This window comes from Shewanella abyssi (genome assembly GCF_023284025.1).
Taxonomy (GTDB): Bacteria; Pseudomonadota; Gammaproteobacteria; order Enterobacterales; family Shewanellaceae; genus Shewanella; species Shewanella abyssi.
Map to the genome: position 1 here is coordinate 25,245 of NZ_JAKIKR010000007.1, position 12,437 is coordinate 37,681.

The window sequence follows — 12,437 nt, forward strand, 5'->3', positions numbered from 1 at the left end:
AAAGGTATTTTACAGCCTCATAGTGCCTTTACAGTATTTCGAAGTCATCCACATTTATCGCAGCCAATCGTAATCGTTCTGCATCACTTAACTGTTGATGCTCTTCTTTATTGACTAAATCAAGCTCAAGAGCTGAATCAAACAATGCTTGCGGCTCAAGTTTCCGCGGTAAGCTACCCTCTCTTTGAGCCTGCTTTATTCGGCTAAAGAGCATTTTGCACTCATGTTTGGCAATAAAGGCATTTTCAACCTCTGCTATACCGCTTTTATCCTCTTTGATGTTAGGACACAAGAACGTCAATCTATCGCGAGCAGGACCTGGTATGCTCATCGATTTGCACACCTCAATTGATAATTTATCATCAGGTTGATTAAAGTGATTTCCCAGAGGGAAAATCATCAGGCGTAGCAAGGCTGCCACTGCGCGGTTGGGGAAGTTACGGATAGCTTCATCGAGTGCCTTAGCCGCTAAATGTAATCGAGTAGCCATCACATGTTTAACTGTAGGCAAGTCATCAAACTGGCGACCATTATCTTCAAACTGCTTTAATGTTGCAGATGCTAAATACAACTGACTGAGTACGTCACCCATTCTAGCACTCAACATCTCTTTACGTTTGAGTTCGCCGCCAAGCATCAACATCGACATATCTGTCATTATTGCTAATGCAGAAGATATACGCGTCATGCTTTGATAGTACTGCTTCGTTTCGCCACTGACTGGAGACGCGGCAAATACACTGCCGGTCAATGCGTGACTCAAAGCACTAAAGGCATTACGAGCTGCGTAACCAATATGACCCGTTAATAGCGCATCAAATCGTTCAAGGCCCGCTACCTTATCTTCCATCCCCGCGGCTTCCATTTCCGCCAGCACATAGGGGTGACAGCGTGTCGCTCCCTGCCCAAAAATCATTAAACTGCGGGTCAGAATATTAGCGCCCTCGACTGTAATAGCGATGGGTTGCGCTATATAAGCATTTCCTAGATAATTTTTCGGTCCTAATTGGATACCTTTACCCGATTGAATATCCATCGCATCGTCCATGACCTGACGACCCAACTCTGTCATATGATATTTGGCAATTGCGGTAACAATAGAGGGCTTAACGTTAAGATCGATACCCGTCGTCGTTAACCGCCTTGCCGCTTCCAACTGGTAAGTATTACTAATGATCCGTGCTAGCGCTTCTTGTACACCTTCAAACTGGCCGATTGGCATACCAAATTGTTGTCTTACGGCGCTGTAAGCCGTTGTGGTTTTAGTCGCCATGTGCCCCAAAGCCGTTGACAATGCAGGTAATGAAATTCCCCGTCCAGCTGATAAACACTCTACCAGCATTCGCCAACCACGACCCGCGTATTGCGGCCCACCGATGATCCAATCAAGCGGAATAAAGACATCCTTCCCATGAGTGGTACCATTCATAAAGGCTAAGTGTAATGGGTTATGACGACGGCCAATTTCTACACCTGGGTGATCAGTTGGGATCAGCGCACAAGTAATGCCGATATGCTTTTGCTCTCCAAGCAGTCCATCTGGATCATGCATCTGAAAAGCGAGTCCCAATACATCAGCCACTGGGGCAAGTGTTATATAGCGTTTATTCCAATTGAGCTTTAAACCTAAGGTCTCTTCGCCATTAAACTCTTGGCGACAGACAACCCCACTATCTGGAATTGCACCGGCATCACTGCCGGCTTCTGGCCCTGTTAGGGCAAAACAAGGGATAGCTTGTCCGCCGGCAAGTTTCGGTAACCAATAATCCTTTTGCTCAGTGGTGCCGTAATGCGTTAGCAACTCCCCAGGGCCTAAAGAGTTCGGCACCATGACGGTAACAGCAGCACTGACACTTCTGCTAGCAATTTTACTGACAATAGTTGAGCTAGCATAAGCAGAAAAAGCGCGACCACCGTATTTTTTGGGAATAATCAGCGCAAAGAAGCCCTCTTTCTTAAAGTATTGCCAAAGCTCCGGAGGCAGATCCTTTCGATTGGTCACGATGTCGTAATCGTCAATCATAGCTAACGCCGTTTCGACTTGATTACCGATAAAATCTTGTTCTTCAGAAGTTAATGTCGGTTTACCGTAACTGTGTAAAGTTTGCCAGTTAGGTTTACCCTTAAAAAGCTCTCCCTCCCACCAGACATCGCCCGCTTCCATTGCTTCTTTTTCGGTGTCCGACAAAGGAGGCAGTACTTTCTTAAAAAAACGAAAAACAGGCCGCGTCACCAGCTGCATTCTAATGCTCTTTACAGCAAAAGTGACCACTACAGCGACCATCAAGAGTACTAATAACGTAATAAACATAATTTCTACATTGCATCCTTGTTAACAGGAACCGATACCCCCGCCGATAGATAAGGGATAACTTTTCGAATAACCGCTTCTATATCATTGTGTTCGCCAAAATCTGCTGCAGCAATTTCAGTTAATGCGTCTGCTGAAGCCATAGTGAAAACAACCGTACCTAAGGTAAAGTGTAAACGCCAAAACATCTCTGCGGGCGGAATATGTGGGGCACTCTCTCCAACGGCTTTAACAAATAAGCTTAGATACTTGCCGTAATGGGTAGTAATAAACCAGCGCAGATGTCCTTGGCTTTCAATATAACCTCGTCCTAAAAGTTGCAAGAAGGTCGTAGTGCCATCCGCTCTAACTTGGTTAAGATCGAGTAATGGATTAACCAAGGTTGAAAATATATCATTTAGCGATGCGTTCGCATCAGCATTGCGAACCGCTACAATAGCGTCAGCAGCTGTTGGCATAAAGACATCTAGATAACGTGCTAAAACCGCTCTTATCAACTCCTTTTTTGAGCCAAAATGGTAATTAACAGATGCTAGGTTTACTTCAGCCTTACTTGTGATTAATCTAAGAGATGTTTCTGAAAAACCTCGCTCTGCAAATAGCTTTTCTGCTGCATCCAGTATTCTTGTTTTTGTATCGGAGCGATTTGCCATTCCGTTGCCTTTATTAATTCAATTTAAAACACTCGTTTAAATTAAACACTCGCTTGCTTTTTGTCAAACAAAAACCCTGTTTACCTTACATATGTATGCGATTTCATCCATCTCAGCTTCCTCTCTATCAATCAGCAACAAAATAAGTAGAATAAGCAACACAAAAATAACAAGGGATTTTGACAGATGAACATGACCTTTACCAAGGTTTCTAAGTTATCCGCTTTAATTGCAATTTCACTCGGCGCGACAGCATGTACTAAAACAGAAACTGTAAGTACACCTGCTGTTGATAAAACGCTTGAAGCGCAACAATTTATTGCTGATGCCGAAGCACAAATGGCCGACTTATCAATAGAGAGCAATCGTTCAGAGTGGATTTATAGTAACTTTATCACCGAAGATACCGCGGCACTATCTGCCAGTGTTTCAGAGAAGTACACAGGTACATCTGTAAAGCTCGCGACACAATCAGCTCAGTACGCTGACTTACCGTTAAACGACGCCGATAAAAGAAAGCTAAACATTCTACGCAGTTCTATTGTACTTCCGGCACCTTTGGATCCAGCAAAAAATGCCGAATTAGCCAACATCAGTTCAAAATTGAATGGCCTATACGGCAAAGGTAAGTATTGCTTCGCAGATGGACGTTGTTTAACCCAGCCAGAGCTATCGGCGATTATGGGCGAATCAAACAACCCGGAGGAGTTGCTTGAAGTGTGGCAAGGGTGGCGTGAAATAGCAAAACCTATGCGACCTCTATTTGAAAGAGAAGTAGAACTCGCAAACGAAGGCGCTCAAGATCTTGGTTATGCCAATCTATCTGAATTATGGCGTAGCCAATATGATATGAAACCTGACGCGTTCTCAAATGAGTTAGATCGCCTTTGGGGACAAGTTAAACCACTTTATGACTCGCTACATTGCTATGTTCGCGGCGAACTTAACCAGCAATATGGCGAATCTGTTGCGCCAGCATCAGGGCCTATCCCTGCTCATCTTTTAGGTAACATGTGGGCACAAAGTTGGGGCAATGTTTATGATCAAGTTGCACCCGAAGACGCAGATCCTGGCTACGATGTCACAGAGTTACTCGCAAAACATAATTTTGATGAAGTTAAGATGGTTAAACAAGCCGAAGGCTTTTTTACCTCGTTAGGCTTTGATGAATTACCTGATACCTTTTGGGAACGTTCTCTTTTCGTTCAACCAGAGGATCGTGATGTAGTTTGTCACGCTTCAGCGTGGGATCTCGATAACCTCGACGATATACGCATAAAGATGTGTATCCAAAAGACAGCTGAAGACTTTACTGTTATTCATCATGAACTCGGACACAATTTCTATCAACGTGCCTATAAAGAACAACCCTTTATCTTTAAAAACAGTGCAAATGATGGCTTCCATGAAGCCATCGGTGACACTGTTGCACTATCGATCACGCCAAATTACTTAAAACAGATTGGTCTACTTGACGAAGTACCTGATGCCTCGAAAGATATAGGCTTACTTTTAAAGCAAGCGTTGGATAAAGTCGCGTTCTTACCCTTCGGATTAATGATCGATCAATGGCGTTGGAAGGTCTTTAGTGGCGAGATCACGCCCCAGCAATATAACCAAGCATGGTGGGATTTACGCGAAAAGTATCAAGGTGTAAAAGCCCCTATCGCCCGTAGTGAAAGTGACTTTGATCCAGGTGCAAAATATCATGTACCAGGGAACGTGCCTTATACACGCTATTTCTTAGCCCATATACTGCAGTTCCAGTTCCATAAAGCACTCTGTGAAGTTGCTGGAGATACTGGACCCATCCACCGCTGCAGTATATACGGCAATAAAGAAGCCGGTGCGAAGCTTAATACCATGTTAGAGATGGGACAAAGCAAACCTTGGCCAGAAGCGCTAGCCGCGGTGACAGGCACTAAAGAGATGGATGCCAAAGCCGTACTTGATTACTTTGCTCCACTGCAAACCTGGTTGGATCAACAAAATACCACCGCTAACCGTCAATGCGGATGGTAAACGTTATCTAGCACTGCTTATATTCGTTTTAGCCGAGTAGATAGAAGCCACTTTTCTCAAAGGGAAAGTGGCTTTTCTATTTTTTATACCGCTTTATCAGCCTAAAGAGTTAAGGTTGCACTCGTTAACAACATACAGTGTTTAATGCCTCTTCTCGCAAGGAATTGTTCCAAAAACCGCACTTAACATGAAAATTTGTGAAGCTATCAGTGGTTTTTACACATTTTGTAAAGATCTAATTCTTTAGTTCAATAAGGCTCTCTATTATAGTAATAGTAATAATTATTTTTTTGAAGTCATACATGTTTAAAAAAGCAACTCATCGGTTAGCACTAGCAGTTTGTCTGTACTTGGCAGCGATGCATTTAGCCTTCGCCAATGATAACGAAGCGTTAAACGAACTTTATACTCATTTTAACGAAGCGTTTAACGAATTAGATGTCAGTCGAATCCATGCTATTTATTCGGAAGATGCCTGCTATATCCCTGAAAGCCAAGGCGAAGAGATCACGGTTGGACGAGACAATATTGTTGCGCTTTATAAAACCTTTTTTGGGAAAATACAACATAAAAAAGCCAAAATAGAAGTCGACTTTAGAGTTATTGAAAGAAATATTGACGGCACAAGTGCAACGGATATCGGCTACTACCTTATTCGTTTTCACCCATCGATTGATGCTGGTGAGCCAGTTAGTGAATTTGCAGGGAAATTTGTCACAGTGTCTAAAAAGAAAGCAGACGGTAAATGGTACTTAACGGTAGATACTAATAATCGTGCTGAAGCGGCATTTTATTTTAATGCTAAACCCTCTTCAAACCTTTATTATGGTCGTCAATTTTCAACGCTAAATAGCTATGTAAAACCCAAAATTCATGATGAACCCTAATATTGATCCCACGAGTAGCTGCCCTTGTAGCTCAAATAACACCTATAGCCACTGTTGCCAACCACTACACCTAGGTGTCAAAGAAGCACGGAGTCCTGAACAATTAATGCGTTCGCGTTTCTGTGCATTCTACTTGGGGTTATTTGCGTATCTAATCGACACCCATCATAAAAGTTACCTGTTTGACTTAACACTGCAAAGTCTAACCGCTGGCCCGCATCCACATTGGTTAACGTTAGAGGTTATTTCATTTTATGAAATGGGTAATCAAGGTAAGGTCACATTCCAAGCATGGTTTAGAGATAACGACACGCTAAATGCAATACATGAATGCTCAAATTTTATAAAGGAAAATGGTCGCTGGTATTACACTGAGGGAGTTCAGAAAGATCCAGTGTATCCCAGGAGAAATGCATTATGTGTTTGCGGTAGCAGCAGGAAGTTTAAGCAGTGTTGCTTGTAACCTTGTCAAAGTAAATTCTTTTACCCTAATGTGCATTCACAATGACTACATTTAAAAGAGTACGCCCTAGAACACGTTTATAGTGAATTGGACCTAATGTACTAAGGCCGACTTTTCTAAAAACTCGCCGAACTCAGCGACTCGTAATGCAGGACTGTATAAAAAACCTTGAGCTTGGTGGCAAAGATGATCGGCTAAGAACAGTTCCTGCTCTTTTGTTTCCACACCTTCTGCAGTAAGTGAAATATTCAGTGCCGAGGCCATTGCAATAATCGCACTCACAATTTCTCGGCTTTCGTGGCTAACAGTTAGGTCTGAAATGAATGAACGATCAATTTTGAGTTTAGTGATGGGGAATTGTTTTAAATAGCGCATTGAGCTGTAACCTGTACCGAAATCGTCAATCGCTAAACCGACACCCAACTCAGCTAATTCATTACATAAATTGGTTGCTGAACGAATATCTGCCATCAATTCGGTCTCGGTAATTTCCAGAATTAAACTGTGTGGTTTCAGTCGGTAACGGCCTATCAACTCCCAAACTTGCTCAAACAGCGAACCACCAAAAAACTGCCTTGCTGATACATTAACGTGCATAGAAATATCTATTTGACGATGCTGCCATAAGTTAAGCTGTTTACAAGCCGCTTCTAATACCCATGAGCCAATATCCGTTATAAGACCGGTTTGTTCTGCTATATCGATAAAAGCACCAGGATACAACACGCCCTTCTTAGGATGATGCCATCGAATAAGTGCTTCTGCGCCGATATAAGCTTGTTTCTTCAAATCTTTTAATGGTTGATAATAAAGTTCGAACTGACGGCCTTTTATCGCCACTGCCAAATCTCGCTCTATCTGTGCATCATCCTTAAACGCATTAAGTAATGCGGAGTTAAAAATTTGAATTGCATTACCTTGTTTATTTTTTGCATACTGCAAAGCGATATCAGCGCAAGTGAGTGCAGGGAAAAGCTGCTCAATAGAGGCAATATCGACGCAAGCTAAAGCGGGTTTGGGTTCTACTTGCTCAATTCCGATGCTGACAGGAAGCTCAACTTGACTGTATAGCCGTTCAATCAACGCATTAGTGACATTAACGTCCTGTGACGCTGAAATTAATAACGCAAATTCATCACTGCCAATGCGAGCGATCTCAGTAATCTGATTGATCTCTGCGAAATGCCGGATCCGTCTTGCCACTTCAATTAACATTAGATCGCCATTAGCATGACCATAGGTATCATTAAAGCGTTTAAAACCGCGCAGATCGACCAGGACAAGGTGTCCCGCTTTGGCTTTTTCAAGCACTCTACCAAAGTGAATTCGATTATATAAGCCGGTTAAACTACAACGCCAAGCCAACCTTTCTAATTCGCTCTGATGCAGATGCTGTTCGGTGCAGTTATCGGCGTTAATTAACGCAAAATGGTTACCCCTTTCTGAGATAAACCGCTTTACGCTGAGCCGAATCCAATAATCAGTTCCATCACGACGAACAAGTTTAATCTCCTCTTCGACGCTGTCGCCAGCTGTTACTTTTACAAGCACACTTTCGGCTTTTTCTGGGAACTGTTTAAAGAATTCTAAAGCCTGAACGGGACGCCCAATAATTTGTTCTTTGGGAATATGGGTCAACTCAAAGTGAGCCTGATTGACATATTCGATACAAGCTGACGCAAGATTCACTACCATCATGATCTGATCAGACTGCTCGGTTGCAGATAAAAAGAGTTTTAAGCGTTCATCTTTATCATAAGAGTATTTGGTGGCTAATGTCAGCGCTAATTGGTCTGCGACTTGAGAGGCTAATTGGATTTCCGAATCTTGCCAGGCAGAAATCTCTGCATTACGCTCTAAACTCAATACACCTTCTAGATGACCATTAATCCTTATCGCCACTTCTAAAGCGGCTTTGACATCATGATGCTGATAATAGTCAACGAGTTCAATGAGGCGGCTATCTTCAATACAATCATCGGAAGCTACCAGTCGATTAACTCTAAGTTCTTCAACAAAGATTGGACTCGCTGATGGTTGAGGACGGGATTTGAGATCGACGTTTAGCGCGATGACAACTTCATTACAGACGAGCTCTAATATATTGCTTTCTTCACTTAAACCAGAAATAACAACTCGAGATACATCGAGCTGTTCAAAAAGCAATTCAGCAGACATTTTGGCAGTAGCGTGAAAGTCACCCTCTTGCTTTGCCTCTGAGTTAACAATTTGTTCTAAAAGTTTCTGGTATCTATGTTTCTTCACTCAATATCCTAAAGAACGGTAAACAAAAATGGCTTACCAAATGGCCCGTGTATTCAGCTCAAAACTAACTATGATTCTTATCGCCAAGAAGTTACCGAAAAACAGCAATTCCAGCAAGACATACTGTGTTTTCCTACAAACTATTCTCTAACTGGAAAATCATCTTTTCTGCGCTAAATGAGAAGGTTATTACTAACTTGACATCATCACCAGCGGTTGTAATTTCACTAGCAACGTCAGCAAAGCGAGAGCTTGCTTTTGCGGCGACTTCGTTTGCTAATTTAGCGGCATCTTCGCCTGATAACATGAGCTCTAAAACAGTGTCATGTTCATCAATTACAGCGCCAACATCGACAAAGCTACCACAATCATTACACGTATCATTAACTAAATCAGATTGTGCCGTTTGAATATTTTTCATGTTAAGACTCTTTGCTACATAAGGTATATGTACACATTATATATCAGCTTAACAAGCAACAAAGGGATCATTCTCAAGCTTGAGCAATTAATTCACTCATTTGACGTTGCATAACCAGTTGGTCAACAAAATGGTGCAGTTTTACAGGCTGTTCAGTGGTAACGTTCTGATGACGAAGACGTGTGTTGATCTCGCAGTTTGCCAGGACATCTTCCATCTCTAATGCTTCTTGACGTCGGATAACGAGCGCTTCTTTATGAATTGCATTGGCTAACCTGAAGCAAGTATTGCCGCCGTTTTGGAATGAAGAACTGTTATTGGTCACAGGAGAATCGCTGTCGAGTTGCTTTAAAAGTGGTTGACTGTCACCTAAGTTGAATTTAGCGCGTAGATCCACATGTTTAAACTCGGGAGTTTGGAACTGAGCCATATCACGCGCATCGGCAGATAGCATAGATAGCAATAATGCAAACTCACCACGGCGATTCGTCTCAACAGCACTGTTGAGACGTGAGCCTAACTGTAATTCGTTAACCAATGGGCTAATTGCTTGCATAACGCTCTATTTGCATAAAAAAAAACCTATAAAACAACCTGTTGATATGTAATCGACCCCTTAAGCAAATACTTTAGACATTATTTCAAATTTAAGCTTTACACAGGAAAAAAATCTGACTACTATTGCCGCCGCAATTGAGGAGGGGTTCCCGAGTGGCCAAAGGGATCAGACTGTAAATCTGACGGCTCAGCCTTCGAAGGTTCGAATCCTTCTCCCTCCACCATTTGCGCACAATTTGATAGAAAGATATTCGTGGAGGGGTTCCCGAGTGGCCAAAGGGATCAGACTGTAAATCTGACGGCTCAGCCTTCGAAGGTTCGAATCCTTCTCCCTCCACCACTTCTATCTAAAATTGGTGTTTAAGTGTAAACCGCAGTAGGCCAATATTGTGGGCAAGATTAAAGTAAAATGTGGAGGGGTTCCCGAGTGGCCAAAGGGATCAGACTGTAAATCTGACGGCTCAGCCTTCGAAGGTTCGAATCCTTCTCCCTCCACCACTTTACTTTGAAAATTAAGTGTTAAGTGTTAAGTGTTAAGTGTTAAGTGTTAAGTGTTAACCACAGTAGGCCAATACTGTGGGCAAGATGAAATAAGAAAAATGTGGAGGGGTTCCCGAGTGGCCAAAGGGATCAGACTGTAAATCTGACGGCTCAGCCTTCGAAGGTTCGAATCCTTCTCCCTCCACCACTTCTTATTGTTCGACTTCAAACTAGATACCTGATATTTCTACAGTCCTCCTTTCCAGTAAAATCTCCTTCGTCAAAGTGTAAATTCAACGTTAATCAAATTAATTCAGAATGTTACTCAGATCTATTTCTAAATAATTGCTGTGCTTTCTGCTACCAATCCGCCATTAATTTCACTATGATTTAACTTTATTATTATCTGCTAAGGCCTTAACGTGACCAACTCTTGGGTAAATCAAGCCATCGAAAAAATTGATGCTGACTTTCAACGAAGTGCTGACACTCATCTTATAAAGCTAGAAACCCCGAGTTTGAACGGGGTAGATATTTACCTTAAAGATGAAAGTACTCACCCAACGGGTAGTTTAAAGCACCGTCTAGCCCGCTCCCTTTTTCTTTACGCTCTGTGTAATGGTTGGATTAAAGAGAACACCACGGTGATAGAATCATCTTCGGGCAGTACCGCAGTATCTGAAGCCTATTTTGCACGTTTACTTGGATTGCCATTTATTGCAGTGATGCCAAGCAGTACCGCTAAGAAAAAAATTCAACAAATAGAATTTTACGGTGGCCAATGCCACTTTGTCGATCACTCCTGTAAAATCTATGCTGAATCAGAACGATTAGCACACGAGCTCAATGGCCATTATATGGACCAGTTTACTTATGCTGAACGTGCCACTGATTGGCGCGGCAATAATAATATTGCCAACTCTATTTTTAACCAGATGGAAAAAGAACAACACGCTATTCCTGCATGGATAGTCATGAGCCCTGGCACGGGCGGCACCTCTGCCACTATTGGCCGCTATATTCGCTACCAACGATTAGCCACTAAACTCTGTGTGGTAGATCCTGAGAACTCAGTATTTTTTGACTATTTTAAAACAGGTGATAGCAAAATCACTTGTGTTAACGGCAGTAAAATTGAAGGTATTGGCCGTCCAAGGGTAGAACCGTCATTCATTCCAGGAGTGGTGGATGAGATGCGCAAAATTCCTGATGCTGCCTCTATCGCAACCATTAATTGGTTAGAAAACATCATTGGCCGCAAGACGGGCCCATCAACTGGCACCAACTTGTATGGTGCACTACAGCTGGCCTCTGAAATGGCAGCAAAGGGCCAAACGGGGTCTATCGTCACGCTTATCTGCGACTCCGGTGAGCGCTACCTAGATACTTATTACAATACAGAGTGGATACAAGCTAATATTGGTGACTTAACGCCTTATAACGCTGCTCTGAAGCAATTTAGTGAGACTAGCGTGCTAGTTTGCCCCGCTAAAGTCTAATGTCTTAGACGTTCAAAAAAGCCCTTGTGGGATCACTCTCACAAGGGCTTTTTCGTGTAAATTGATTGTGCGGAACAATACCTAATCAATATTTAGGTATTTATGGGTCTGTATCGATAGACGCCAATTACGTTCAATACATGTTTTCATCGCCAGTTCTGTTGCTCTTGGCTTTTGGCTAATCGGTTGCAGGCATATGGTTTTGCCCGTTAAGTCGATATCAGTCAACAGTTGGTCAAGTTCATCAATGTGGTTGTTGGTCGCAACGGGATGCTTTATCTCATTAGCCCGCTTGAGTGCTTGCGCTAAGACTTTATAGCCACCTTTCATATTAATTTTAGGTGAGACTGTCACCCAAGTATCCTTATCACACACAACAGCAAATGTGCCACTGGTTTCAATCTGTGTTTGGTAACCATTATCATGTAAATATGTCGTTAAATTAGACAAGTCATATAGACACGGCTCACCGCCCGTTATCACAATGTGTTTTGCGGTAAAGCCTTTTTGTTTAAAAGCGTTTACCAGCTGTTCACTTGAAAGCTCAGACCAGCGACCTATGGTGCCGTCTACTTGGATCACCAACTCAGGTTTAACCCGATGACTCGCCACTAACTCCCAGGTATGTTTGGTATCGCACCATGCACAGCCAACAGGACAACCTTGAAGCCTTACAAAGATAGCAGGCACACCGGTAAAATAGCCTTCACCTTGTATTGTTTCAAACACTTCATTGACTGGATAGTTCATCTAACTTACCTCGTGATTAGCAGGGCGGCATTTATAGAGGATTTTTAACCGAGTCGCAAGTAGTTTAAAAGCAATCCATGCTGCGTTAAACTGTCACTTCTCATTTTAAATTTAAATTGAAGTCCTAT

At 42.5% G+C, this 12,437-nt stretch carries 10 protein-coding genes and 4 tRNA genes; 8 read left to right on the forward strand and 6 right to left on the reverse strand.

Annotated elements, in window-relative coordinates:
- Positions 1-28 precede the first annotated feature (28 nt).
- Together L2755_RS04855 and psrA are read right to left on the reverse strand one after the other, a co-directional pair.
- Positions 29-2,311, reverse strand: coding sequence for an acyl-CoA dehydrogenase (locus tag L2755_RS04855; RefSeq protein WP_248979618.1), 2,283 nt, complete (start codon positions 2,309-2,311; stop codon positions 29-31).
- Positions 2,312-2,316: 5 nt separating this feature from the next.
- Positions 2,317-2,964, reverse strand: coding sequence for a TetR family transcriptional repressor PsrA (gene psrA, locus L2755_RS04860; protein ID WP_248979619.1), 648 nt, complete (start codon positions 2,962-2,964; stop codon positions 2,317-2,319).
- Between the two features lie 186 nt (positions 2,965-3,150).
- Here psrA and L2755_RS04865 point away from each other — a divergent pair, with 186 nt between their 5' ends.
- From L2755_RS04865 to L2755_RS04875, 3 genes are all read left to right on the forward strand, one after another.
- Positions 3,151-4,986: a M2 family metallopeptidase gene (locus tag L2755_RS04865; RefSeq protein WP_248979620.1), complete on the forward strand. Its 1,836-nt coding sequence runs from the start codon at positions 3,151-3,153 to the stop codon at positions 4,984-4,986.
- Between the two features lie 302 nt (positions 4,987-5,288).
- Entirely contained in the window at positions 5,289-5,873 is a 585-nt protein-coding gene (locus L2755_RS04870; RefSeq protein WP_248979621.1) for a YybH family protein, read from the forward strand.
- A gap of 1 nt (position 5,874) precedes the next feature.
- On the forward strand, positions 5,875-6,336 hold the full coding sequence (locus L2755_RS04875; RefSeq protein WP_428847776.1) for a YchJ family protein: 462 nt from the start codon (positions 5,875-5,877) through the stop codon (positions 6,334-6,336).
- Positions 6,337-6,429: 93 nt separating this feature from the next.
- Here L2755_RS04875 and L2755_RS04880 read toward each other — a convergent pair whose 3' ends face one another.
- The 3 genes from L2755_RS04880 to L2755_RS04890 form a co-directional block, all read right to left on the reverse strand.
- Complete coding sequence (locus tag L2755_RS04880) at positions 6,430-8,601, reverse strand: putative bifunctional diguanylate cyclase/phosphodiesterase (RefSeq protein ID WP_248979623.1); 2,172 nt, start codon at positions 8,599-8,601, stop codon at positions 6,430-6,432.
- A gap of 133 nt (positions 8,602-8,734) precedes the next feature.
- Entirely contained in the window at positions 8,735-9,022 is a 288-nt protein-coding gene (locus L2755_RS04885; protein WP_248979624.1) for a DUF406 family protein, read from the reverse strand.
- Positions 9,023-9,095: 73 nt separating this feature from the next.
- Positions 9,096-9,578, reverse strand: a complete 483-nt coding sequence (locus tag L2755_RS04890) for a VC2046/SO_2500 family protein (RefSeq protein ID WP_248979625.1) — start codon at positions 9,576-9,578, stop codon at positions 9,096-9,098.
- A gap of 141 nt (positions 9,579-9,719) precedes the next feature.
- Here L2755_RS04890 and L2755_RS04895 point away from each other — a divergent pair.
- The 5 genes from L2755_RS04895 (at position 9,720) to L2755_RS04915 (ending at position 11,559) form a co-directional block, all read left to right on the forward strand.
- Positions 9,720-9,804, forward strand: a tRNA-Tyr gene (locus L2755_RS04895).
- A gap of 31 nt (positions 9,805-9,835) precedes the next feature.
- A tRNA-Tyr gene (locus tag L2755_RS04900) sits at positions 9,836-9,920 on the forward strand.
- Positions 9,921-9,993: 73 nt separating this feature from the next.
- Positions 9,994-10,078, forward strand: a tRNA-Tyr gene (locus tag L2755_RS04905).
- 105 nt (positions 10,079-10,183) lie between these two features.
- A tRNA-Tyr gene (locus tag L2755_RS04910) sits at positions 10,184-10,268 on the forward strand.
- Positions 10,269-10,482: 214 nt separating this feature from the next.
- The gene (locus L2755_RS04915) at positions 10,483-11,559 is read left to right on the forward strand and encodes a PLP-dependent cysteine synthase family protein (RefSeq protein WP_248979626.1); all 1,077 of its coding nucleotides are present in this window, start codon (positions 10,483-10,485) and stop codon (positions 11,557-11,559) included.
- A gap of 81 nt (positions 11,560-11,640) precedes the next feature.
- On the opposite strand, the gene queE is transcribed toward L2755_RS04915, so the two are convergent.
- Complete coding sequence (gene queE, locus L2755_RS04920) at positions 11,641-12,309, reverse strand: 7-carboxy-7-deazaguanine synthase QueE (RefSeq protein ID WP_248979627.1); 669 nt, start codon at positions 12,307-12,309, stop codon at positions 11,641-11,643.
- Positions 12,310-12,437 lie beyond the last annotated feature (128 nt).